The organism is Neobittarella massiliensis (ex Bilen et al. 2018), from assembly GCF_900289145.1.
Lineage (GTDB): Bacteria > Bacillota > Clostridia > Oscillospirales > Ruminococcaceae > Neobittarella > Neobittarella massiliensis.
Genome location: NZ_OKQO01000007.1, coordinates 72770 through 96249, shown reverse-complemented (window position 1 = coordinate 96249; position 23480 = coordinate 72770). Strand labels below are relative to the sequence as shown.

17 protein-coding genes, 4 tRNA genes and 1 riboswitch are annotated in these 23480 nt (G+C 57.2%); of the genes, 16 read left to right on the top strand and 5 right to left on the bottom strand.

The window, feature by feature from the left end; translation table 11 throughout:
• Positions 1-403 precede the first annotated feature (403 nt).
• From C6Y32_RS10875 to C6Y32_RS10855, 5 genes are all read left to right on the top strand, one after another.
• On the top strand, positions 404-2683 hold the full coding sequence (locus C6Y32_RS10875; protein WP_105205284.1) for an ATP-dependent Clp protease ATP-binding subunit: 2280 nt from the start codon (positions 404-406) through the stop codon (positions 2681-2683).
• A gap of 103 nt (positions 2684-2786) precedes the next feature.
• Positions 2787-2860 (top strand) — tRNA-Gly (locus tag C6Y32_RS10870).
• 44 nt (positions 2861-2904) lie between these two features.
• Positions 2905-2981 (top strand) — tRNA-Arg (locus C6Y32_RS10865).
• A gap of 4 nt (positions 2982-2985) precedes the next feature.
• A tRNA-His gene (locus C6Y32_RS10860) sits at positions 2986-3062 on the top strand.
• 36 nt (positions 3063-3098) lie between these two features.
• Positions 3099-3174: transfer RNA gene (locus tag C6Y32_RS10855), tRNA-Gln, on the top strand.
• A 236-nt stretch (positions 3175-3410) separates the two neighbouring features.
• Here C6Y32_RS10855 and C6Y32_RS15415 read toward each other — a convergent pair.
• Positions 3411-3572 (bottom strand): hypothetical protein, encoded by a 162-nt coding sequence (locus tag C6Y32_RS15415; protein ID WP_164998238.1) that lies wholly within the window; start codon positions 3570-3572, stop codon positions 3411-3413.
• Positions 3559-6351, bottom strand: coding sequence for a DUF5011/hyalin repeat domain-containing protein (locus tag C6Y32_RS10850; RefSeq protein WP_129589434.1), 2793 nt, complete (start codon positions 6349-6351; stop codon positions 3559-3561). The genes C6Y32_RS15415 and C6Y32_RS10850 overlap by 14 nt, the downstream gene beginning before the upstream one ends.
• A gap of 493 nt (positions 6352-6844) precedes the next feature.
• Between C6Y32_RS10850 and C6Y32_RS10845 the strand changes: the two genes are divergently transcribed.
• Positions 6845-8053: an RNA polymerase sigma factor gene (locus tag C6Y32_RS10845; RefSeq protein ID WP_105205282.1), complete on the top strand. Its 1209-nt coding sequence runs from the start codon at positions 6845-6847 to the stop codon at positions 8051-8053.
• A gap of 372 nt (positions 8054-8425) precedes the next feature.
• Here the strand turns inward: C6Y32_RS10845 and C6Y32_RS10840 are convergent, their stop codons facing one another.
• A complete protein-coding gene (locus C6Y32_RS10840; protein WP_105205281.1) occupies positions 8426-8800 on the bottom strand; it encodes a pyridoxamine 5'-phosphate oxidase family protein in 375 nt (124 codons plus the stop codon).
• A gap of 121 nt (positions 8801-8921) precedes the next feature.
• Between C6Y32_RS10840 and pdxR the strand changes: the two genes are divergently transcribed.
• From pdxR to C6Y32_RS10790, 10 genes are all read left to right on the top strand, one after another.
• Entirely contained in the window at positions 8922-10331 is a 1410-nt protein-coding gene (gene pdxR, locus C6Y32_RS10835; protein WP_243562708.1) for a MocR-like pyridoxine biosynthesis transcription factor PdxR, read from the top strand.
• A 116-nt stretch (positions 10332-10447) separates the two neighbouring features.
• Positions 10448-10891, top strand: a complete 444-nt coding sequence (locus tag C6Y32_RS10830; RefSeq protein WP_105205280.1) for a hypothetical protein — start codon at positions 10448-10450, stop codon at positions 10889-10891.
• Between the two features lie 295 nt (positions 10892-11186).
• Entirely contained in the window at positions 11187-12815 is a 1629-nt protein-coding gene (locus C6Y32_RS10825; protein ID WP_105205279.1) for a Na/Pi cotransporter family protein, read from the top strand.
• Between the two features lie 84 nt (positions 12816-12899).
• Positions 12900-13096, top strand: a riboswitch (cobalamin riboswitch).
• A gap of 256 nt (positions 13097-13352) precedes the next feature.
• Positions 13353-14099 carry an energy-coupling factor ABC transporter permease gene (locus tag C6Y32_RS10820; protein WP_105205278.1) on the top strand — a complete coding sequence of 249 codons (747 nt, stop codon included), beginning with the start codon at positions 13353-13355 and terminating at the stop codon, positions 14097-14099.
• 3 nt (positions 14100-14102) lie between these two features.
• Positions 14103-14429, top strand: a complete 327-nt coding sequence (locus C6Y32_RS10815; RefSeq protein ID WP_105205277.1) for an energy-coupling factor ABC transporter substrate-binding protein — start codon at positions 14103-14105, stop codon at positions 14427-14429.
• Between the two features lie 73 nt (positions 14430-14502).
• Positions 14503-15282 (top strand): cobalt ECF transporter T component CbiQ, encoded by a 780-nt coding sequence (gene cbiQ, locus C6Y32_RS10810; protein WP_164998237.1) that lies wholly within the window; start codon positions 14503-14505, stop codon positions 15280-15282.
• A 2-nt stretch (positions 15283-15284) separates the two neighbouring features.
• Positions 15285-16520, top strand: a complete 1236-nt coding sequence (locus C6Y32_RS10805) for an energy-coupling factor ABC transporter ATP-binding protein (RefSeq protein ID WP_243562706.1) — start codon at positions 15285-15287, stop codon at positions 16518-16520.
• Positions 16521-16646: 126 nt separating this feature from the next.
• Positions 16647-18038: an MATE family efflux transporter gene (locus C6Y32_RS10800; RefSeq protein WP_105205274.1), complete on the top strand. Its 1392-nt coding sequence runs from the start codon at positions 16647-16649 to the stop codon at positions 18036-18038.
• Positions 18039-18122: 84 nt separating this feature from the next.
• Positions 18123-18875: a peroxide stress protein YaaA gene (gene yaaA / locus C6Y32_RS10795; protein WP_243562718.1), complete on the top strand. Its 753-nt coding sequence runs from the start codon at positions 18123-18125 to the stop codon at positions 18873-18875.
• A 1079-nt stretch (positions 18876-19954) separates the two neighbouring features.
• Positions 19955-20908 carry a nucleoside hydrolase gene (locus tag C6Y32_RS10790; RefSeq protein WP_105205272.1) on the top strand — a complete coding sequence of 318 codons (954 nt, stop codon included), beginning with the start codon at positions 19955-19957 and terminating at the stop codon, positions 20906-20908.
• Between the two features lie 102 nt (positions 20909-21010).
• Here the strand turns inward: C6Y32_RS10790 and C6Y32_RS10785 are convergent, their stop codons facing one another.
• Both C6Y32_RS10785 and C6Y32_RS10780 read right to left on the bottom strand, forming a co-directional pair.
• Positions 21011-21634, bottom strand: coding sequence for a flavodoxin family protein (locus tag C6Y32_RS10785; protein ID WP_243562704.1), 624 nt, complete (start codon positions 21632-21634; stop codon positions 21011-21013).
• Between the two features lie 118 nt (positions 21635-21752).
• A complete protein-coding gene (locus tag C6Y32_RS10780) occupies positions 21753-23285 on the bottom strand; it encodes an ABC-F family ATP-binding cassette domain-containing protein (RefSeq protein WP_105205271.1) in 1533 nt (510 codons plus the stop codon).
• Positions 23286-23480: the final 195 nt, after the last annotated feature.

Below are 23480 nucleotides of genomic sequence, written 5' to 3'. Positions count from 1 at the left end.
AGAAAAGATCCGATATCTGCCCATACCTGCACAGTGCCTTTCGTTAACTTTCTTTATCCATCATACAAAATCTGCGCGGCGGTTACAACATCGGTAAAGAGATTTGTTACCAATCAAACCTTTCTTCCTAATAAGTTTGAGGGCCACCGCTGCATCACCGGCATGCTGTGATCTTTCAACCTTTATGTACTGTAAAACGCCAATAAAAATAGAAAAATAGTTTTTATTTCAAATTTGACTGAAAAAGTAAACAAAAAATTCATACACACACTGGTGACACGGTGTTATAATAGGGATTACCGAGCCGGTACGTCAAGTGCCGGCCGGGCACACCGCAATAAAGCTGTGCGGCTGTCCACCGTGGTAGCCGGCAGATAGTACTGATAAATTGGGAGATATGTAAATGCTTTGTTCACGCTGTAAAAAGAGGATGGCTGTCGTCTTCATGACCCGCATGGAGGGGGATAAGACCATCAACGAGGGGCTGTGTCTCACCTGCGCCAAAGAACTAGGGGTCAAACCGGTCAACGATCTGCTCGACAAAATGGGCATCGGCGACGACGATATCGAGGCCATGAGCGAGCAGCTCATGGAGCTCTCGGGCATGCAGGAGGGGGAGGACGGCGATTTTGAGCCCGGCGGCAGCGCCACTTTCCCATTTTTAAATATGTTCCAGCAGGGGCAAAAAGAGGACGGCGAGATCGCCGAGCAGGCCCCCGCGAAAAAGGAGGGCGGAGCCCGCGCGGCAAAGCGCGACAAGCAGGAGGCCCCCAAGCACAAATACCTCGACGCCTACTGCGAAAACCTCACCGAAAAGGCTCGCGGCGGCAAGCTCGATAACATCATCGGCCGCAGCCGCGAGATCTACCGGGTGGTGCAGATCCTCTCCCGCCGTCAAAAAAATAATCCCTGTCTCATCGGCGAGCCCGGTGTGGGCAAAACGGCCATTGCCGAGGGGATCGCCCAGCGCATCGTGTCCGGGCAGGTGCCCGCCCGCCTGGCCGATAAAGAGGTCTATCTGCTCGATCTCACCGCCCTGGTGGCCGGCACCCAGTTCCGCGGCCAGTTCGAGAGCCGCATCAAGGGCCTGGTCAGCGAGGTCAAAAAGCTGGGCAACGTCATCCTGTTTATCGACGAGGTGCACAACCTGGTGGGTACCGGCGACGCCGAGGGCTCAATGAGCGCCGCCAATATCCTAAAGCCCGCCCTCTCCCGGGGGGAGATCCAGGTCATCGGCGCCACCACCTTTGCCGAGTACCGCAAGTATATCGAGAAAGATTCCGCCCTGGAGCGGCGCTTCCAGCCGGTCAAGGTGGAGGAGCCCTCTATCGACGACACCATCGAGGTGCTCAAAGGCGTTAAAAAGTACTACGAGGCCTACCACAAGGTCAAGGTCAGCGACAACATCGTGGTCGCCGCCACCGAGATGAGCGAGCGCTACATCACCGACCGCTTTTTGCCCGACAAGGCCATCGATCTCATCGACGAGGGCTGTGCCTGTGCCGCCCTCGAGAGCCCTGAGCTGGCCCAGTACGAGCTCAAGAGTAAGGAATACGATCAGTTGCGCCAGGAACAAAACGAGCTCGAGAGCGCCGAGACCATCGATTACGAGCGGCTGGCGGTTGTCAAATCACACGTGCTGCAGCTCAAAGAGGAGCTGCTGGCTCTGGAGCCGGCAGCCACCAGCGTGGCGGTGACCGAGGACAATCTGGCTACCGTCATCCAGCTGTGGACCGGTATCCCCGCCGCCAAGATCAAGGAGAGCGAGCTGCAAAAAGTCGCCCACCTCAAAGAGAAGATCGAGGCCCGCATCATCGGCCAGGACGAGGCGGTCGACCAGCTCTGCAAAGCTATCCAGCGCCACCGGGTGCAGCTCTCGGGCAAGCGCCGCCCCGCATCGTTTATCTTTGTGGGCCCCACCGGCGTGGGCAAGACCGAGCTGGTCAAGGTCATGAGCGAGACGCTGTTCGACTCGGTCGACCCGCTCATTCGGCTGGATATGTCCGAATACATGGAGAAGCACTCGGTGTCCAAGATCATCGGCTCGCCTCCGGGCTATGTGGGCTACGACGAGGCCGGCCAGCTCACCGAAAAGGTGCGCCAAAAGCCCTACTCGGTCATTTTGCTCGACGAGATCGAGAAGGCCCACCCCGACGTGCTCAACATCCTGCTGCAGATCCTCGACGAGGGCCACATCACCGATGCCCACGGCCGCAAGGTCAGCTTTGAGCGCACCACCATCGTCATGACCTCCAATGCCGGCAGCGACCGCAACCAAAACCCGCTGGGCTTTGGCCGCACCGTGGCCGATGTGTCCCGCGAGAACGCCCACAAGGCGCTGGCCGAATTTTTGCGGCCCGAATTTTTGGGCCGTATCGACGAGATCATCGTCTTTAAAAACCTCACTGAGGAGCAGTATCAAAAGATCGCCGCCCTGCAGATGCAGCAGCTGATCGAGGGGATCGCCAAGCGGGGCATCACGCTCACCTATGGCGACGACACGCTGGCTTACATCGCCAAAGAGGCGTACGCCGAGCACGCCGGTGCCCGCACTATCGCCAAAGTCATTCGCCGCCAGATCGAGGACCCGGTCAGCGAGATCGTGGTGCAGCACTACGCCGATCCGCCCAAGATCATCACCGTCACTGCCGGCGAGAGCGGCCTGCAGGTGACCCCCGTCTAAATGATCAGCTTGTTGGCGACACAGCGATAAACTCCCCCCAATTTGGGCAAAATATATTGACATGCGGCGGATAGTATGGTAACATATTAAACGTCGCAAACGTGCGGGTGTAGTTCAATGGTAGAATCCCAGCCTTCCAAGCTGGTTGTGTGGGTTCGATTCCCATCACCCGCTCCAGGACGTGCCTGGCCCTGTTTTGCAGGCAGTCGTTTGCCGCGTATGCGCCTGTAGCTCAGCCGGATAGAGCAACTGCCTTCTAAGCAGTGGGTCAGGAGTTCGAGTCTCTTCAGGCGCGCCATATGGTGGGTATAGCTCAGTAGGCTAGAGCGCCAGATTGTGGCTCTGGAGGCCGTGGGTTCGAGACCCACTATCCACCCCACCTAAGGCTGTGTAATCATTACGCAGCCTTTTCTATTGGGCCGTCGCCAAGGGGTAAGGCAACGGACTTTGACTCCGTCATTCCGCTGGTTCGAATCCAGCCGGCCCAGCCAAAAGCCGCTCGACAGGTATTGTCGAGCGGCTTTTTACATGCTTATATAGCCGCATATGCAAATACGCAAGAGGGCAGCGTTTATGTGTGTCATCTTGGCTCATCTTTGGGCCCCGAATAAGTAAAAAGAGGCGATGCGCCAGAACCTCTCGCTTTTGTCAATAGGCATCTGGACCAAACTCAGTCATATCAAATAGAGGGTGCAGCCGACCCGGGTCAGCGGGCCTTTTGACAGCGTTATGGTCGGTCGTAGTGCTTGATAAGGTATCCACTGCCGCCCAGCACGGCGATCAGCAGAACAAGCAGCCCCAAAAAGTCCCATTGACAGCTGGACAGGATAAAAAGAACGACGCCTAAGGCGAGAATGAGCGTATAGACAATAAAATCAGATAATCTCATCGAGCTGTTCCTCCTGTTTCTCCATCTGTCGAACGCGCATGAACGTATAGAGTAGGGCGGTCAGGGCCAAGCCGAGAAGGAGCCAATGAATGAGACAGCGGGAGGGGCTGCCGTGTCGCCAACCGCTGGATGTGCTGTCGCCGGTATTTGGATGCCCACTTCCATCAGAGATATTGCCGCTGTCCTGTAGATCTGACTCTACTTCTCTCAACACCAATTTGTACTGTAAAAATAGTGTTGTGCGGTTGCCGGCCGAATCCTCCAGGGTATAGGTAATGAGATAATCGCCGGGTCGTGTGGTGTCAATAGCTTCGACCGCCTTGCCATCTTGCGTGATTACAAATCGAATTTCTTTAAGGGCCCCATCCGGTTGGGCGGAAGTGAACTGATACCGGTTTTGAAGGAAGGCGCGCAATTCACCGCCATCCAGCGAGCCATCAGACAGGGGAGGATCGAAGATAGCCTGTATCAGTTTATCCTTTACAGTGGCGTACTTGGTGCCGTTTTGCCAGTCCTCTATGATCTCGGGGCTGGCCAGTACACTGCCCGGTTCCACAGTCTCATCGCCGGGGTTGTAATCGATGGCTGGCGGCGTGTTCTTACCTATCAGATTATAGGTGAGGTAGACGGTGGTCTGGTTCCCCTGACTGTCGGTCACCGTTTGGCTGATGATACAACTGCCGGGCACAGTGGTGTTCAGGCTGCTCTCTCCGCCGTCCACCGTAATGGTGACAGGTCCGTAGTTGAGCACCCCATCTCCCTGAGCAGTGCCAAACTGGTAGCGGCCAGCGAGGATCTGTTTGGCCACCGCTGCAGTAAGTTTGCCACTGTAAGCGCCCGGTTCTTTTACTTGCTCTGTTACAGTGTCATAGATGTAAGCGTGCTTTTTGCCAGTTTCCGCGTCCTCTTTGACAACAGGTCTGGGGGTAGGCTTGAGGGGGTCAAAAGAAGGTCCTACTGGCGGGTTGGGGTCCGCCCCCCAGTCCACTACCGGTGGTGCTGAGCGGTCGATGAGCATGTCGGTTAGAATGACGGTGGTGGTGTTGCCGTCCGCGTCAGTGACCACACAGGTGACGGTGAAAGAACCGGCCTGGGTGGTGTTTACCCCTTCACCAGTGACATCTTTGCCGTTTTGGGCGATCGTGTAGAGATAGACCAGTCCATCATCTCTGGCCACATTGGAGGAAAAACCATAGCGGGCGTCAAACAGGTCTTTGGCATCCTCCAGCGTGAAACAGCCACCATAGAGAGGAGACTGTCTGTCGAGGTACTCTTGCATGCTATCCGTAATCACTGCATGGGTGAGTCCGTTCTCGTCGGTGTTCTGCTCGGGGTCCGGCAGAGAGGCATTGGGGTCGGAGGGGGTAACGGCAGGCGGGTCGTTGACCGTCACCGCTTGGGCGATGGAGGCGTTCCCCGCCGCGTCTACCACCCGATATTTGCCGTTCTGGGTGGCCGTATGGTTCTGGCTGGCCGCTCCGTTTCCCTCAGTCAAAGCGTATTCCTGCGCAGTGACCCAGCTCTTGCTGGCCGCGTCGTAGCGCTCCAGCTTCCAAACGCCGGCCAAACCGTCCGTTAAGGTCAGCGCCCCACTCGCCCCGGCAGTGAGGGCAGGGGCGGTCTTGTCTATCTTGACGGTATCATCTTTTAGAGTAGACATCTCTCCGGTGGTGGGGTTGTGGGCCTGCAGGCCCAGCTCTTTACCAGCCTGTTCGTCGGTAAAGGCCTTGTGCGTGTTGTCCGGTGTCAGGTAATGTACATCCGTTACATTCTTGTTGTCCACAATGTGAAACTCGCTGAAATCACCCGGGAAAAAGACGATGGACACGTCGGCGTTGTTCCAGCCGTTTTCATTGGCCGGGGTGCGGGTGTAGTGGTAGTCCTTGCCGGCCTCGCCCTGCTCCTCTATCGGCTTGTCGGGGTCCAGAGGCACCAGTTCGATGGGGGGGATCAACGTATCGCCAGAATGGCGCTTGGACTGGAAGAAGTCGTCCAGCATCATCTGCCCCACGGTGACGGCAGCGCCATCGGGATTGTCCACCACCGCCCTGTAGGTAATGACCGTCTCGGTGGGGGAGCAGTCAAAAGGAATACCTTCACCGGTGATGTTCACGTCTGAAACGGTCACCCCGTCGATGGTCACTGTCTGCTCGGCCGTAGCTGGGAATGAGAGACCGGCAGTGGGGTAATCCTTGTTGTCGGAGAGCTGTAGGTGGCACTGGACGGTGCCGCCATTTTCATAGCCGTTTTTCACCTTGGCCTGAATGGTGACCGCGGTGCCGTCTTGGATGACCGTCCCCTCAGGAAAGGCATCGCCGTTTTCATCCAATAGGGTGGTCTCCACAAAGACAGGTATGTAGTCGGTATAGGCCGCACGGCTAAATACCGCCGAGATTTGACCTTTGGTGGGCGCAGTTGTAGAGCCACTATTATCCATTGAGCCCGATAACCTTACGTACAGCTTTTCATCTGTATATGGATTTCGGTAGATGAGAGACTTATCGCTATATTGCAGAGTAAAGGTATTGGTCGTTTTATCGTAAGAGAGATTGTAGAGTTTATCTTTTCCAAAATCAGTATCGGCCAAGTCTTTTTCGGTTTTATAATCATCACCAGGAGTGGTAAGTACGGTCAAGCGTTTGGTTCCGCCAACTTTACCTGCGGCAAAGCACAAAAAACTCGTTTGATTGTTTGACAGTTCTATATTGCCGTAGTTACAGTGACTGCCGTCAGCATCCTCAATGGTAAAGGAAACATCAAATGACCAACTGGCTTTCATGGATATTTGGCCCTTACCCGCAAAAGATGTTCCACAACTACCCCTGCCCGACGAACTCCAGTGTGCGTAGTCAGCTAAATAGATACTGTTGCCGTCAATCACACCTACTTTGTTGGTAGTGGAAATCATTTCAAATATTTCATTTAGATCCTCGCACTGCACCACCTCGTTATCAGCCGGTTTTTCCTCTCCTCCCTCCTCAGCCAGAACGGGAAAGGCAGAAAAAGTCAAGACCCCCGCCAAAAGCAGTGCCGCTGTCCTTCGCCAAACTTGCCTTCGTACATGATGTCGCATCTAAAAACACATCCTTTTTTCATTTTCAACTCGCGAAATAATTTTCCCCTTCATTTACAAATGTACGAAGAACGATATATGGCCGACAAAAGATGAAAGTTTCTATAAAAATTTTTCCATTGGCTCTCTTTCCTTGTTTTTGGTTATAAAATAGTGTACACTCATCGCTAAAATACGACAATATTTTGCGAGGTGGAAAATGCAGGAAGATCTGACATACCAGCAATTGGGCGCCCTTCTGAAAAGGACGCGTGAAGGGGATAAAGAGGCATTCACCAAACTGTATCGCTCCACCGTATATGCGCAATTGGTACAGGCGGAGATACTGCTCAAGAACCAGACTCTGGCTGAGGAGGCCGTGCAGGAGAGCTACCTGACGCTCTACCGCAGGATAGATGAGATACATAACCCCCAGACGCTGGTAGCTTTTCTGAACCGCGCTACCTTTTTGTGCTGTCAAAACCTGCGCCGTGTAGAGAGTAGACGTGCCGGTCGGGGAGCGGAGGACTTGGAAGGACTGCCCGACAGTGATCTGTTGGTACAGCCGGAAGAGACTGCCCTGAAACGCGAGCGGGAAGCCGCCCTTCGTCAAGCAGTATCAGACCTGCCGGAAAGACAGCGTCAGGCGGTGGTGCTGAAGTACTATCAGGGTCTGCCTCTGCAGCAAGTGGCGCGGCAGATGGGGTGCTCTTTGAGTACGGCCAAACGGCAGTTGCAGCTGGCGAGAAAACAGTTAAAGCGGAAAATGAGAGACTTCCTGCCGGTATTTTTCCCCGTGGGATGGGTGCTTTCCCGATCGGCAAAACAGTTGGGGTCTCTCTCGCCAAAACCATTTCAGCAAATTCCGCTGCCTGTTGCCGCATTGGCGGGGACCGGTATCATCGGGATAGCTGCAGCTGTGGCATTCTTTCCCCATCCAGAGATCATAAAAGCAGACAGTACCCCGATTGGAGGCGGCGCACAGATCACTGTTCAGGCTCGTGGAGCCGAGCAATTGGCATTGCAGACTGCTCAGGGAGAGACACTTTTTTTACAGGAGGAAAAAGGCCGGTTTGTACTTTCACCGGCGGCGCCCGGCCCGGGGACCATTATAGCCCGAGGAATGAACGGTCGGATGAGCACCAAAGAAATATTAGTTGGCGACGGCGATCTGCAGGCGCCCCAGATCATGAAGAGCTGGGACGAGACCGGCGTAGCGGCGGTGCAGATCTCCGACTGCAGCGGTGTGGATTGGGCGACCCTATCCCTCATATCGGCAGAGGGACAGCATTATGGGGCAGATACCATCGATGAAAGCGCGGGGATCGCGTACTTCCAGATCCCAGACGGTCAGTATCATTTTTCAGTATGCGATATGCTCGGAAATCGCGCAGAAGGCCCTTTTCGGGTGTATACACCACTGGAATAAATGATAACTGGATGTGGGGGGCAGAGTATGACCGTCAAAAATGATAGCCAACATTTTACGAAGAGCGCTGCATTTTGCTGTGAGAGAGCAACCTTGTATATATTTCGCCACACCCGATGCTGCGGGATCGTATCTCAAATTACACCGTCACTTTCCCAAGCGAAGCGATCATATCAGACAGCCATACGGTGATACCATACAAGCGAACGCCTGATAGAGGTAGTCTGTACGGCCGCTTATTTGGCCTTCTCGCCAAACCCTGCATAGCGCAGTCTGGCAAAGCGATCTCATATAGTGCTCACTTTTTCACACAGAAAAACGAGGTATACCCAGCGGGTATACCTCGTTTTATAAACAGAAAACGAAATCTGCCTACATCGTCTCTTTCATGCTGGTCACTGTCACTTCCAATACGCGGCTCAGCCAGCTGAATTTTTCGTGCATCATATCGTAGTCGGCGCCTTCACTCAAAAATTTGGCGGTGCCCTCGATGCAGAACCCGGCGCCCAGCGAGCCCGAGAGCCCCTCTACCTGGCTGCTGCCCAGCGCCAGCACGATCTTGTTGTTGGCCGCGATGTTGCGCTCGGTCTCAGCCATACCGCCGGCGGGGATGAGCAGACGGCCGTCCTCGGTCACGTTTACGTAGTTGTGCCAGGTGTTTACCACATGGGGGACGTTATCGCAGCAGGTGGCGATGGCCACGATACCGTCATGGGCCAAGATATCAAACAGTTTTTTATCCAGCATATTTTTTCCTCCTTGATCACTGTAGACCGGTTGTTTTACAAGCTCAGTATACGGTATAATTGGCTATATCAAAAGAGCCAGTTTCTAGAAATTTATAGGACCCAGTTGAAAGGAGAGCACCGTGCTCATCTTGCTAAAAGAGGAAGATAAACAACCGCTTTATATGCAGATATACCGCCAGATACGCGACCAGATCACCGCCGGCCAGCTGCCGCCGGGGCAGCGGTTGCCCTCTACCCGGTCACTGTCCGCCGAGCTGGCGGTGGGCCGCAACACCGTCGAGAGCGCTTACGCCCAGTTGGCAGTCGAGGGGTATGTGGCCAGCCGTCCCGGCAGCGGCCACATCGTACAAAAGATCCCGCAGCTCGCGCTTGCGCCCCGGCCCGGCACTGCCCCCAAAGCACGCCCGGTACCGCCGCCGCCACCCGCCGCCGGCGGCCTGCTCTGCGACTTCCAGTACGGCCATCTCGACGCCCGCGATTTTCCTTTAAATCTGTGGCGGCGGCTCACTGCGCAGGCGCTGGCCGAACTGTCACCAGAGGATTTTTCTGTCTACGGCAGCGGAAAAGGCGACTACAGCCTGCGGTGGGAGATCTGCCAGTATTTGCGCCGCGCCCGCGGGGTGCAGTGTGCCCCCGATCAGGTCATGCTCTGCGCCGGCACCACCTGTGCGCTGGGCTTCTTGGGCCAGCTGCTGCTGCCGCTGCACCGGCACGTCGCGGTAGAAGACCCCGGCTACCCCAACGCCCGCGACACCTTTTCAAAATGTGGCTTTGCCGTTTTGCCCGTCCCGGTAGAAAAAGACGGGCTGGATGTAGCGGCACTGTACAGCAGCGGGGCACGGGTAGTATACACCACCCCGTCCCACCAGTTCCCCACCGGGGCGGTCATGTCTATCCAAAAAAGGCGGTGCCTGCTGCACTGGGCCCGGCAAACGGGTGGCCTTATCATCGAGGACGACTACGACAGCGAGTTCCGCTATCACACCCGGCCGGTCCCCTCCATCGCCAGCATCCAGCCCGACGCCCAGGTCATCTACATGGGTACCTTATCCAAGATCCTCTCGCCCGGTCTGCGGGCCAGCTATCTGGTACTGCCGCCGGCGCTGGTGGCGCGGTACGAGCAGCAGTTCGACGATCACCCCGCCTCGGTGCCGATCATCGAGCAAAAAGTGCTGCAGTTGTTTTTGGGCTCCGAGCAGTGGGAGGCCCACCTGCGCCGCGCCTGTACCGCCAACCGCAAAAAGCACGACCTGCTCATCCAGTGCCTTAAAGAAGCGCTGCCCAACTTTACCATCCACGGCGAAAATGCCGGCCTGCACATCCTGCTGCAGGCCCCGCCGCCACTGGGCGAAAATGCGCTGATCAGCCGCGCGCGGGAACAAGGCGTGCGGGTGTACCCGGTCTCCCGCTACTGGATGAATAGGCAGCGCTACAGCGGCGATATGGTCCTGTTGGGCTTTGGCAGTCTCACCGAGCAGCAGATACGCCAAGGCGTTGCCCGGCTGGCCCAGGCGTGGGGCGGGCAGTAGCTCTGGCAGCATGCCCGCCCGGGGGCCGGCACGCACCGCCTATGCCCCCTGCGCATACAATGTAAGGACGACTCTGTTTCTATCGCCACTATACCGTAAAGGAGAGACCGTCCACTATGAACAATCTTATCATGAATTCCTGCTGGTGCCCCGGCCCCGGCGGCGGTCCGGCTTATTTCTCCGGCGCTGTAGCCACCTTCGACGATTTCTGTATCGACGATAACCGCACCTGCAGCATCACCCAAACGGCAGATATGCAGGGCTATGACCAGTACGACCCGCTGCTGCCGATCACCGGCGGCCGCCGCATTCGCTGGGGCTACATCCTGCGCAAGATAGAGGGTCCGCACATCTTGCTGCAGGCTCGGTTCTACAGCGCCTCCGGCGCCGTGCTCGACACCCAGCAAGAAGATATCGGCTGCAAAGTCACCGCCAAATTCCAGCGCCAAATGGCCACCTTCACCGCTCCCCGCGGCGCGGCCAAGGTCCAGCTGTCGCTGCACTTTGCCGGCAAGGTGACCGCCTGCACCTTCTATGCCCCCATGGCCTACTACTGCTGACCTGTGCTGCCCCCGGTCTTGCATGTAGAAGATATATTGCCAGTATAATAGAGCGCCCGCTCATGGGCGCTCTATTTATCATACCAAAATTGCCGTCATTTTTATGGTCATTGATCTAAAATAAACGACCGTATCTCGCCCACAGTGCCAAAGCAGCGCGCCGAAATTCCGCGATTTTTGTAACTTTTTGGCCTGACCCCATTGTATTTGTCACCGCAAAACAGTATCATAAATTTGTACGCGTGTGTAAAATTTGGGTAAAAGATCTGTAAAGTGCAGACATTGGGTGAACACAATGGGTTTAGACGATCTACTTCTTCTCCTGGGGGGCCTGGGCTCCTTTTTGTTCGGCATGAAATACATGGGCGATGGGCTCGAGGCCTCGGCCGGCCCCAAGATGAGCGCGCTGATGGAAAAGCTCACCCGCACCCCCATCCGCGGCTTTTTGCTGGGTATGCTGGTCACGGTGGCCATCCAGTCCTCGTCGGCCACCACCGTCATGGTCATGGGCTTTATCAACGCCGGCATCCTCACGCTGGCTCAGGGCACCGGCGTCATCATCGGCGCCAACATCGGCACCACCATCACCAGCGTGCTCATCGCACTGGATATCTCGGCCATCGCCCCGTTTTGCATCTTTGCCGGCGCCGTAGCCATGCTCTACTGCAAAAAAAATCTCCACAAGCATATCGGCCAGGTGGTGTTGGGCTTCGGCCTTTTGTTCCAGGGCCTGCACACCATGAGCGGAGCCATGGGCGGCCTCAAAGATGTGCCCGCCTTTCAGTCGTTCATCACCACCGCTAAAAATCCGGTGGTGGGCCTCCTGGTGGGCGTGGTGCTCTGTGCGGTCATCCAGTCCTCTTCGGCGGCAGTCGGCGTGCTGCAGGCATTGGCCTCACAGGGGCTCATGCCGCTGCACTTTGCTTCTTTTCTCATCTGCGGCATCAATATCGGCTCATCGGTACCGCCGTTTTTGTCGGCCATCAACGCCAAAAACAACGCCAAGCGCGCCGCCTGCGTCTACTTTATCTACAATGTAGTGGGCGCCATCATCTTCGTGCCCATCACCATTTTTACCCCCTTTACCCAAACGATCGAGTCCATCACCTCGGTGCCCATGGTGCAGGTCTCGCTCTGTCACATCATCTTTAAAGTGGTCACTGCGGTGGTGCTGCTGCCCTTTACCAACACCATCGTCAAGCTCTCCTACATCTTCGTGCCCAAAAAGGTGCACGAGGACGAGCGCCGCCTGCTGTATATCGACAAAAACCTCGCCACCTCGCCCAACGTCATGGCTGCCCAGGTGCAAAAAGAAGTGGAGCGCATGGGCCAGATCGCCCGTGCCAACTTCGTCCGCGCCGCCGAGGGGCTTCTCAAAAACGATGTCAGTCAGGCCAGCTTTATCCGCGACCAGGAGGATCTGATCGACTACCTCAAACACAGCATTACCGAGTTTTTGGTGCAGGCTACCCGGCAGGAGCTGCCGGCGCCGGTCTCGCTGTATGTCAGCCGTATCTTTCACGTAGTCAGCGACATCGAGCGCATCGGCGACCACTCGCTCAACCTGCTCGAGCGCACCGAGATGTTCGTCGACCGGGGGTTGCTCTACTCGGCCAAAGCCATCGACGAGATTGAGGCCATCTACGAGACCGACCTCTACCTCTTCGACCGCTCTATCGGCGCCTTCCGCCGCCAGAGCCTTACCGACAGTGAGGAGGGCCAGCTGCACGATCTCGAGGAGACGGTGGACATGCTGGTGCTGCAGTCGCAGGATAACCACGTGGTGCGCCTGCGCCAGCACCAGTGCAGCACCGAGTCGGGGCTGGTATTCGACGAGGTGTTAAACGACCTCGAGCGCATCGGCGACCACTCCTTCAACATCGCTCAGGCCGCCAAGAGCGGCAAACCGGTGCGGGCCATCTAGCTTTGCTTGTCACCGGCAGTTGACAAACTCTGGAAAATCGTGTACCATCAGCCTATAAACTGGTCTATTTGGGCCGGTATTTACAAAAATTTAACAAAGTGGGGTCTGCTTGCGCCGCTGTGGCGAGAGCAGATAATAGGGAAACGGGTGTAAATCCCGTGCGGTCCCGCCGCTGTGAGAACCGAGCTGTCCGGAACATGCCACTGCCCCTGTCGGGGCGGGAAGGCCCGCCCAGCGCCCGAGGTTCGAGCCAGAAGACCTGCCCCATTTTTGTGCAGCACGCAGGATCTACGGTCGATAGGTCAGGTGTCACACGGCAGAGAGGGCCGCGCCTTGTCCCTCTCTCCGTCTTGATATGCCTGTCTTTTGCACCCGCAGAAGACAGGCTTTTTTGTCGGTCCCCCACCCGGGGCGCACCGGCTGTCGGGCTGCACCCACCTTGGCCGCACACCAGTGTCGCGGCCATCGGCAGGGGCAGCTTTTTTATCTGTGTGCCGCCACCGGCGGCCACCAACTAAAAAGCAGGAGGAAACTGTTATGACCAAACACGAGCGCCGCTTTCTCGGCGCCACCATCGCCATCAGTCTGGTGCTGAGCTTCTCGCTCCCCGCCAGCGCCATGCACATCATGGAGGGCTTTCTCTCCAAGGGCTACTGCATCTTCTGGGGTGCTGTCTGCCTGCCGTTTTTGGCCTGGGGGCTCATATCCATCCGCCGCACCGCCCGCGACCACCGCAAAACGCTCTTGGTGCTGGTCATGTCCGGCGCCTATGCTTTCGTGCTCAGCGCACTCAAGATCCCCAGCGTCACCGGTTCCAGTTCCCACGCCACCGGCACCGGCCTGGGGGCCATCCTCTTTGGGCCGGCAGCCATGGCGGTCATCGGCTTTATCGTGCTCCTATTTCAGGCATTACTGCTGGCCCACGGCGGGCTGTCCACGCTGGGCGCCAACACCTTTTCCATGGCTATCGCCGGCCCCTTTTTGGCCTTTGGTGTGTACAAGCTGTGCTTAAAGTGTAAAGTCAACCGCAAGGTAGCTATCTTTTTGGCGGCCTTTCTGGGCGATCTGTTCACCTATGTCATCACCAGCATCCAGCTCGGTCTCGACCACCCGGCCCAGTCTGGCGGCAGTGCCGCCTCTATCGGCACCTTCCTCGGCATCTTTGCCATCACCCAGATCCCGCTGGCCGTTATCGAGGGCATCCTGACGGTGATCGCCATCATCGGTCTCGAGAGTTACGCCAAGCCCGAGCTGCGCGAGCTGGGCTATCTGTCGGAGGTGTAGAACATGAAAAAAACAGGATTACTGGTCGTTGGACTGCTGCTGGCCGCGGTGCTCATCGCCGCGGTGCCGCTGCTGACTATACACAACAGCGAGTTCGGCGGGGCGGACGGCGCCGCCGAAGACGCGATCACCCAGATCGACCCAGATTACACCCCCTGGATGGAGAGCGTCATCGCCCCTCCCGGCGGCGAGACCGAGAGCCTGCTGTTCTGTCTGCAGGCCGGCCTGGGCTCGGCGGTACTGGGCTTTGGCTTCGGCTACCTCATCGCCCGCAAAAAATACCAAAAGCAAACCGGTCAGGCAGGTACTGCGGCGCAGATACAAGCTTAACCGGGGCGTACTGTGCGGCGGGGCAGCTGTTTGCCCCGCCGCCTGTCCTTGACGCAAAAGGATGGTGAGAAAAATGCTCTCGATCGACTATTACGCCCAGCAGACCGGCCTCGGCCGCTGGTGCGGCGGCTATAAGCTGGCCATCACCGTGGGCACGCTGGCCCTGTGCATCGCCACCGACTCGGCCGCCTTCTCGCTCGCGGTGCTGCTATGTATGGCTGTGCTGGCCCTCGGCCCCGGCCGCGCCCCGGTCAAGCAGTGGGCCAAACTCATGGCTGCCCCGCTGGTATTCGTCACCATCAGCTGTGCAGTGGTGGCCCTTAGCTTTCCCACCACCCGGCGGGGGCTGATCTCACTGCCTTTTTTCTCCCGCTACATAGCCGTCACCGCCTCCAGTCTGCACACGGCCGGCCTGCTCTTTTGTCGGGCTATGGGCGCGGTGTGCTGCCTGTATGCGCTCACCCTGACTACCCCTTCCCATCAGGTCATCGGGGTGCTGCGGCGGCTGCATGTACCGGCCCTGCTCACCGAGCTCATGAGCCTCACCTACCACTTTATCTTCGTGCTGCTCGACACCCAGTCCCGCATGCACACCGCTGCTGTATCGCGGATGGGGCAAAATGGCTTTTACATCCATCTGCGCAGTACGGCCGCCATCTTCGCCAATCTGTTTCTGGCGGCCATGGCCAAGTCCTCCTCGGTGTATAGCGCTATGGAATCACGTCTCTATACCGGCTCTATCCAGTTTTTAGAAGAGCGCCCGCCGCTGCGCCCGGTGCAGGTCGCCGGCGCTGTCGCCTATTTTGTGGTGCTGCTGGTGCTGCGCCGAATATTTTTACTGGGGGGGTATTAGCCGTGCAGCCCATTTTACAGACAAGAGAACTCACCTTTACTTACGAGGGGCAGCCCACGCCGGCCCTCGACGGCGTCACCGTCGATATCTATCCGGGCCAGAAAGTGGCGCTGCTGGGGCAAAATGGGGCTGGTAAATCCACCTTCTTTTTGCAGCTCAACGGCGTGCTCAAACCCGATCGGGGGCAGCTGCTGCTCGATGGACAACTGGTCACTTACGGCCAAAAATCACTCTCTAATCTGCGCCAGCAGGTAGGGGTGGTGTTTCAGGACCCCGACGATATGCTCATCGCCCCCACCGTGCTGGGCGAGGTCTCGTTTGGTCCCATGAACTTAAAGCTGCCCAAAGAGGAGGTGTCTCGGCGGGCCCACCAGGCGCTCTCTTTTATGCAGCTGGAGCACTATGCCAGTCGCTGCCCCCACTATTTGAGCGGGGGGGAGAAGAAGCGGGTCAGCGTGGCTGACGTGCTGGCAATGGATGCCCGTGTCCTGCTGTTAGACGAGCCCACCGCCAGCCTGGACCCGCAAAACACTGTGCTTTTGCGCACCGCGCTCGATGCGCTGCACGCCGCTGGCAAAACACTGCTGCTCTCCACCCACGATATCGATTTTGCCTATCAGTGGGCCGACCGGGTACTGGTGTTTTCTTCCGGCCGCCTGATCGCCGATGCACCGCCGCGCGCGGTCTTCGGCGACAGCGAGCTGCTGCGGCTATCCGGTCTGGTCCCGCCGATCTGGTATGCTGCCGCCCACACGCTGCAAAAAGCCGGCCTGCTGCCGCCCGGCTGCTGGCCCACCAGCCCTACCGAGCTTCAGGCATCTCTGCTGGTGCCCCATCCCCCCACAGTCAAAAAAGCGCGCGCAGACAGGTCCACCCCGTCTGCGCGCTCTTTTTTTTGTCCCGCCTATAAAAATGGCGGTTGCCCGGTACCGGCCCCGCCAACAGCCAACCGTCAGGCGTTTTTCACCCACATCACCTGTATGGCTGGCGACAGCAGATCCACACAAAAATGTGCCGATACAGATTTTGCGCCTATGTGCTCGTATCGCCTGTCCTGTCAATTGGCAAATTGCAGCCACCTCCTTCACCTTAAGCAGGACTATAAGGGCAGCCAGGCTGTCAAAAGCCGGTGCAAAGGTATCGGCGGATCTGCAGGTGTTCCCAGTGTACACCAACTGACCATGTGCTTTTCAGCCCTGCTGAAATATAGCCTTATGCAGCCAAACATCACCCCATAAATTTCTGTATCCCTCTTGCTTTTCCCCGGTATACCCGCTATGTTATAGGTGCAAGTAAATATGCGGGGCGCTGCAGTACAGGTGCGGCCCTGTCCGGCCCCGCCCAATATATGGAGGGGGATACCTATGGCGGCAGATAAATATCAGCAGAACATCACCGAAGGCGTCATCTGGAAACAGCTGCTCGCTTTTTTCTTTCCCATTTTGCTGGGTACTTTTTTCCAGCAGCTGTACAACACGGCCGATGCCATCGTGGTGGGGAATTTTGTGGGCAAACAGGCGCTGGCGGCGGTGGGCGGCTCCACCGGCGTGCTCATCAATTTATTCGTCAACCTGTTCGTGGGTATCTCGTCGGGGGCCACGGTAGTCATTGCCCAGTACTATGGTGCCGCCCGGCACGACGATGTGCACAAGGTAGTCCACTCATCCACGGCGCTGGCGATAGTCGCCGGCGGCGTCATGACAGTGGTAGGCGTGCTCATCGCCCCATTTGTTTTGCGTGCCATGGGCACCCCGGCCGATATCATGGACCACGCGCTCACCTACCTGCGGGTGTACTTTTTTGGCATGATCGCCTCGTTCATCTACAACATGGGCTCCGGCGTGTTGCGCGCGGTGGGCGATACCAGGCGCCCGCTGTACTTCCTCATCGCCGCCTGCCTCACCAACATTGCGCTCGATTTGCTGTTCGTGGCCCTGCTGGGCATGGGGGTGCTGGGGGTGGCACTGGCCACCGTACTGTCGCAGATCCTCAGCGCCGTGCTGGTGGTGCTCACGCTCTCCCGCAGCGAGGGCCAGCCCTATCAGCTCACGCTGTCCCAGGTGCGCTTTTCCAAAGGCGTGCTGGGCAGTGTTTTTAGGGTGGGCATTCCCGCCGGGCTGCAGTCCAACATGTACACCGTGTCCAATATCATCCTGCAGTCCTGCATCAACTCTTTTGGCACCAATACCGTCGCTGCCTGGACGGCTTTTGGCAAAATCGACGGCTTTTTCTGGATGATCATGGGCGCGTTCGGCGTGTCGATCACCACCTTTGTGGGGCAAAACTTCGGCGCACAGAAATACCACCGGGTGCGGCAGAGCGTCCGGGTCTGCCTGGGGCTCTCTTTTGGGGTGGCGCTGGTGGCCAGCAGTCTGCTCTACTTTTTCTGCCAGCCGGTGTACCGTCTCTTTACCGCCGACGGGCAGGTCATCGACCTGGGGGTGCAGATCCTGCGCTCTATGGTACCGTTTTATTTTACCTATATCTGTGTCGAGATACTGGCCGGCGCCATCCGCGGTACCGGCGACTCTATCGTCCCCATGCTCATCACCTGCGGCGGCGTCTGTGTGCTGCGGGTGTTGTGGGTGCTGATCGCACTGCCATTTAAAAACGAACTGAGCACGGTGCTGGCCAGCTATCCCATCACCTGGACGGTCACCTCACTGCTCTTTATCATCTACTATCTGCGGGGCGGCTGGCTGCGTCGCCGCATCGCCGCCATGGGCTTTGCCCCCGAACAGCGCCGGCTACATTAGCCATTAGCAGCACACAGATACAAGATACACCAACTATAAAAAAGTCCTGCCGCTTTTCAGAGGAGGCTACTGGTCTTGCAGATCATGATTTCCCCGGCCAAAAATATGTGCCGCCAGCCGCCGACAGCGCTGCCGCCTGGCTGGCAGTGCACGGTTCCCCACTTCTCCCGCCAGCCGCTCCAGCTGGCCCGGGCGCTAAAAAAATTAGATCCCTGGCAGCTCGAGCAGCTCATGCACATCAATCCGCAACTGGCCCTGCGGGCCTACGATGATTTTCAGCACTTTAGCGATGGCTGTCCACCGGTGCCGGCGCTGCTGTGCTATCAGGGCCTGCAGTACAAAAATATCGATCCCGCCACCCTCGATACTGCCGACATCCATTTTTTGCAGCAGCGCCTCTACATCGTCAGTGCGCTCTACGGCCTGCTGCGCCCCTGTGACGGGGTGCGCCCCTACCGCCTCGAGATGGGCCTCAGGTGGCACCCCACCGGCGGTAAAGACCTCTATGCCTACTGGGGCGGCGCGCTGTGCCGCCAGCTGTTTTCACACCGGCAGCCGGTGCTCGACCTGGCCTCTAAAGAGTACAGCCGTGCGATAGTCCCATACCTTGCGGCCCGCCACCAGCTCATCAGCTGCGACTTTTTGGTCTCTCGGCCCGGCGGTCTCAAAACGGTGGCGACGATAGCCAAACAGGCGCGGGGACAGATGGTGCGCTTTATCGCCCAAAATCAGATAGACGACCCGCTGGCCCTCAGGACTTTCAGCTGGCAGGGGTTTGCCTTCGCCCCGGCACTCTCTACCCCCGACCGGCTCGTATTCGTCAGGCAGACGCCGTAATACACGGTCTGTACAGGTCCAGCCACAGGTGCCTTATTCAAAGTGTGGCGTTTTACCACGCTAAATTATAGAAACTGACGAAAATATATAAAACACTTGCAAATGTTGAATGATTACTATATACTAAAGACAAAGAAAGAGGTGATTCCAATGGGTCAAGAAGTAGAGGCGCACTGCCACACAGAAAGACCCGGCGACCTGTAAAATAAGTGTGTATCTGGATTGGGTGCTACAAAGCCCCACCATACAGACCCCATTCATCAGGATCAAGACTTTACAGGGACCAAGTCCTTTCTGTATAGACCAACTAACAACTGAATAGCTTTTATACACAGAGGGTAAACAGTACAAATCGTATCTGTAAATGCCAGCCTAAAAGGCATTTCTTTCCACGCAGTGTTTTAAAAGATCGTCAGATCTGAAAGATCTGTTGTAAAGACGGCAAACAGAACAAAAACTGTAAGACTCAAAGAAAAACTTGAAAGGTAGTTATTCCCATGCAGTCGTAAAAGGCCAAGTGCCAACTGTAAGCGGAGCATACGGGTTACGCGGTACAAACTGTACTGGTAAGCCAAAAATACCTTGAAAGGTGATTCATCCCATGCAGTAGTAAAAAGCCACCGGGCTTTCTGTAATTGGTCAGAGAACGTGCAGACTCGATATCTGTATCTGTCCGAAGGGGTACGATTCCCATGCAGAGTAAAAGGAGTACCGGGTATTTCTAAACTGTGATCGGTAAATGTGTATAAAGCAAACATGTAAAGTGTTTCGGTCATCGGCGCAAAAGTTTCCCTGCTATTCTTTCTAGCAGTTAGAAGATCAGTAGAGCAGATGACAAGATCTCTATTACCAACAGATTAAATATCTGATGATATAGAGCGCAACAACACACAGTTTACAGATGATTAGCCAGCCGTGACCGATTTCCGGCTGGCTTTTTATGTGTGGTCTTTTCTCTCGGCCCGGCCACTGTGCGGTGGCTGCCGCAGATAGGTCCCCGCCTTAGGGGGAGTATTCGGGTTTACAAAACTGCCCGGTAACGGTAAGATAGGTATATATCATGTGAGGAGGCTATCTGGATGGAAAAGACCCCTGTACTGTTTGACTGTGATCCCGGTGTCGACGACGCCTTTGCGCTCTCGCTGCTGGGCAGCTGTCCCCAGTTCGATCTCAGAGCGATAACGGCGGTGTTTGGAAACATGCCGCTTGCAAAAACGGCGGTCAACGCCCTGGGTCTGGCCCAGGCGCTGGATCTCTCCTGCCCGGTGGCTAAAGGCGCCGACAGACCGCTGTTTAAAGCTTACGATCGGGGCGATGACTATGTCAGCCCAGTCCATGGCTCCACCGGTATCGGCGATATCGTGCTGCCCACCGGCGGCCGCGCCTTCGACGAGCGCGAGGCCTGTGATGTGATCTACGACGAGGCGGTCAAAGCAGGCGGCAAACTGGTGGTATTCGCCATCGGCCCGCTCACCAACATTGCCCGCGCCGTCATGCGCTATCCAGATCTGCCGCAGCTCATCGCCGGCTTTTACATCATGGGCGGCGGTATCGGCATGGGCAATCAGAGCAAATACGCCGAGGCCAACATTTTTAAAGACCCCACTGCGGCCCGCATCTGCTTTGAAAAGCTGCACACCTACATGGTGGGCCTCAACGCCACCCATGCCGCCGCCCTCACCGCCGAGGACTTCGACGAGATGCTCGCTATCTGTGGCGATCGGCCCCGGGCGCAGCTGTTGCGCCAGCTGCTGCTCTTCTCCCGCCACAACGCCTTCGACTGCGGCAGCGACTCCAATATCATCCACGATGCGCTCACCATCGCCTGGGCCATAGACCCGGCCGTGTGTCAGGGCCACGAGTGGTATGTGTACACCGAGGACGGCGCCTACAGCGAAAACGACGGCGAAACGGTGGCCGACCCCGAGGGCAAGCTCGGTCGCGCCCCCAACACCACCGTGGCGATGGATACCGACAACCGCCGCTTTAAAGACATGATGGTACAGATGTGCCGCTATTACGCAGACCTGTAATAAATTTTACTATTGACAAAAAGCCCAAAAAGAGTCCGCCGGCATCAGAGAACCGGCGGGCTCTTTTTCTAAGTTTTTTGCCTGTATGCATCCGTTTACCGGTTACATGTCGGGCGCTGCCTGTTGGGGCGCAGTACAGCCGTCATATATGGTCTTTCCAAAAGTACGGGCGGCCTGCAAATGATCAGTGCGCTCTATCTGCGGCCTGCCGTTGGTGCTCCCGCAGCCGCCGGCCAGCAGCACGCCCCGGTCGTGAAGACCAATATAGCGCACGATGGCAAAGCGGTAGTAAGAGACAGCCTGCTCAAAAGCCCAAAAATTGTTGTCGGCGGCGGTCATCAGCAGCGCACAATCCTTAGCCGGATACTTTTCATAGCGCCCCAGCGGCGGGTCGGGGTCCTGCTGGGCCAAACAGTAAAAGCGCTCGATAAAGGCTTTCAGCTTGGCCGAGATGGTCCAAAAATACAGGGGAGAGGCAAATGCGATCAGGTCGGCGGCCAGTATTTGGGGTACCAGCAGGTTAAAATCGTCTTTCTGTACGCAGGGGCGGCCAAACCGGCAGGCGTTGCAGCCGGTACAGCCCTGCACCAACACCGACTGCAGCGATATTTTTTCTGCCCGGTGGCCGGCCTCTTTGGCCCCCTCGATAAAGGCATCGGTCAGCTGGGCGGTGTTGCCCCTGGCACGGCCGCCCCCAACCACTACCAATATGTTTTTACTCTCCACAGCGGTACCTCCTGTCAGTGTCATCTTGGCGGAATAAACATCGCGATCTACCACATACCCCCCTTTTTATTCTACCGTTTTTGGCCGGGTTTGGCCACCTTTTTAACGGGTCGGGCGCTCACTGGCGCAGCGCCGCCACATCCAGCACCCTGTCTGCCCAGGGGCGGTAAAATCGGGGTTCGTGGCACACCAGCAGCACTGCACCGTCAAAATTTTGCAGCGCGCGGCTCAAAGCCTGTGTCGCGTCTGCGTCCAGGTGGTTGGTAGGCTCGTCGAGCACCAGCAGGTTACAGGGCTTTAAGGTCAGCAGGCACAGTTTTACCTTGGCCTGCTCGCCGCCGCTGAGCGTGTTCACCGGCTGGCTGATATGGTTGTTGGTTATGCCGCAGCGGGCCAGCTGGCGCCGCGCCTCTTTCTCTTTTAGGCAGGCAAAGCCGTCCTGCACCACCTGCAGCGGGGTCCTGTTCCCGTCGTCCCAGCCGACATCCTGGGCGTAATAGCCCCAAACGGCGGTGTCTGATAACCGGCAGCGGCCGTGCAGCGGCGGCAGCTGGCCGATCAGTGTTTTTAGCAGAGTCGACTTGCCGGCGCCATTAAAGCCGGTCACCACCACTTTCTGCCCTGCCGCCACCGCCAGTCTCAGGTGAGAAAATAGGGGAAATTGATATCCCACCGCCAAGTCGTTTGCCTGCAATAGCTGGGCGGCAGCGGGCAGCGGGCAAAAGTCAAATGCCGGCGGCGTCAAGCTGCCACTGGGAGGCGCCAGGCGCTCGAGGTGCTCCAGCTGGCGCCGGCGCCCCTTGGCGATCTTGCTGTTGTTGCCGGCAATATTTTTGCGGATAAAGGCCTCGGTCTTTTGAATGTGCTGCTGTTGGGCCTGGTAGCGGCGCACGTAGTCCTGGTGCAGGTGTTGTTTCTGGTCTAAAAAGGCGTGGTAACTGCCCACATATTTGCGCAGCGTGCCGCCGTCCACATCGCAGATACAACTGGTCACCCGCTGCAAAAAGGCGCTGTCGTGCGACACCACCATAAAAGCCGCCTCTAGCCCCTGCAGGTAACCGGCTAACCAGTCGATGTGCTGCTCGTCTAAAAAGTTGGTGGGCTCATCCAGCAGCAGTACGTCCGGCCGCGTCAACAGCAGTTTGCAAAGCAGCACCTTGGCCCGCTGACCACCGCTCAGCTGCGAAATAGGGGTGTTTAAGCCGATGGCCGTCAGTCCCAACCCGGTGGCGGCTTTCTCCACCGCGGTATCGATGCCGTAAAAATCCGCTGCCTCTAGCTGCTGCTGACAGCGCTCGGCCTGCTCCCAGATGTCTTCGCCGGCGGCAAAACGCGCGTAGAGCTGTTGTAGCTTTTCTTCCAGCGCATAGAGCTCGGCAAAAGCGGCGTGTAAAAAAGCGTCGATGGTGGGGTCGCCGCCGATCTGGGCGTACTGGTCTAAGTAGCCCACTGCCGTGCCGCGGCGCCATACCACGCGCCCCTCGTCGGGGATGACCTGCCCCGTGCAGATCTTGATCAGGGTGGATTTGCCGGCCCCGTTGGGGCCCACCACCCCCATGTGTTCGCCCCGGTGCAGCGACAGCTCGGCGTCTTTATACAGTACCCGGTCCCCGTAGGTGTGGGACAGGTGATAGATGTCCAGTAAACTCATGGGTCTTTCCTCTCTGAAATAAAAAAGGAGCAAAAGATAGATGAGAGATGCTCATCTGCCTTTTGCTCCGGTAGTCAAAACGTGTTCGGGCGCTGGTCCCGCACAAAAACAAAAGGCTGTGGGCAATACCTGCCCACAGCCAAAATACATGCGATATACCGCGCGCCCAGAAGAGAGGTACACGCAAACAGACGT